At 66.3% G+C, this 1529-nt stretch carries 2 protein-coding genes; one reads left to right on the top strand and one right to left on the bottom strand.

Annotated features, from left to right (window positions below; translation table 11 throughout):
- Positions 1-976 (bottom strand): hypothetical protein (locus EB084_25210; protein ID NDD31564.1); only part of this gene is annotated, 976 nt, incomplete at its 3' end.
- Positions 977-1165: 189 nt separating this feature from the next.
- Here EB084_25210 and EB084_25205 point away from each other — a divergent pair.
- Positions 1166-1529: hypothetical protein (locus EB084_25205; protein NDD31563.1), on the top strand; the 364-nt coding region annotated here is incomplete at its 3' end.

Raw genomic sequence — 1529 nt, 5'->3', positions numbered from 1 at the left:
CAGCCGCACCCTTTGTCGGTTCTGACCGTCCCCAGCAGAATCCGTGGGAGGTGCCGTCGACGCGGCCAATAGTCGTGGCAGCGCCGCTCTGTACGTCGATCAAGACGTAGGTGCGCGCTTGCGTGTCGTCGGCCAGCAGGAACCGCCCATCAGGCGACCAGGCCAGACGCCCGTAGGTGCTCCCTTTCGCCACGATCGCTCGCTGTGCGGTCGAGAGGTCGACCAGCTCGATGGCCTCGCGGTCGCCGCGGATGATTGCCAGGCGACCTCCGCGCGGATCGAAGGCGGCCAGCACGCCCTCGCAGAAGCGTCTCTCTCGCTTCGTGTTGAGGTCGAAGAGATAGATGCTGCGCTGCGGCTCGAGGCGGCTGTAGGCGAGCACGTCTCCCTGGGGCGACCAGGCAGGCCATACCTCCTGCGCGCCTGCCACCAGTCGTTGCCAGCGGCCGGTCTCGAGGTCGAGCAGGTGGATTCCATCTTCCCCGTTGTGGTGAGCGCTCGCCACCGCAAGCTGCGCGCGCTCGGGGCGCCACGCAAGCCAGGGCCATGCGGGAACCGTGTAGCGCTTGCGGGTACGACCGCTGGCGGTGACGATCTCGACAGCGTAGCCTTTTTCCTCGATTCGGGCCACGGCAACTGCCTGGCCGTCTGACGAAGCAGTCGGCTGGTACAGCCACGCGCGTTTCTCGGTTCTCACATCGCGCGCGTCGGCGGAGGAGGCGTTCACGGTTGTCAGAACCGACCCCTCACCGAACCGCTCGGCCATCACGATGGTGCCCGTCGTGCCTGCGCCGCGGAGTGCGTCTCGATCGATGCGGGGCGCGGTGATGCGCGGAGGGACGAGGTCGCCCCGCAGCCCTGCGACGATGAGCGAGGCGATGAGAACCCACAGCAATTGCAACCAGAAGGGGCGTGCGGTATCGCCAGCGCGTCGCTTGGGTGTGGATGTCGAGGGGATGGTGAGGGGATTGCTCATCTTCGCGTCACCTGCCGAGTGGGATTGACGGGCGTGTGCACGATTCCGACCTCCAGTGTCGATGTTGAGCTCTATTGTGCTCAACCTGTCGATGTTGAGCTCTATTGTGCTCAACTTCAGCCCAAAGGCGTACTTGCCTGCAATCGCGCCGTTACGGTTCTGTGACCTTCGTGGGGTACACTTTTGCATATGACCTCGCGCGGTTGGCAGCGGATCGTGTGGACCGTCTTGGCCTGCCTCTTCACGTTGTCGGCGGCGCTGGGCGGGTCGCCTCGTGTCGCCGTCGATGAGGCGTTGCAGGCGAAGGTGATGATGGTCATGCGCGGGCGCCCTGGCGCAGTCATCGTCTACGACATCGACCATCGCGAGGTGCGTGCGGTCACCGATGCGACGCTGGTGTTTCGCACGCTGCGCCCGCCGGGATCGCTCATGAAGCTGGTGAGCGCATTGGCGCTCTACGACGCCCGCGCGCGCGTGGTGCCGTGCGCGGATCGCTACAGCGTGGGCGGCCGCGGTCTCACCTGCGGGTTCGAGGGGGGGCACGGGCGGGTCG

Source organism: Pseudomonadota bacterium (assembly GCA_010028905.1).
GTDB lineage: Bacteria > Vulcanimicrobiota > Xenobia > RGZZ01 > RGZZ01 > RGZZ01.
The sequence above is the reverse complement of the archived record's forward strand: the minus strand, read 5'-3'. Positions and strand labels throughout refer to the sequence as shown.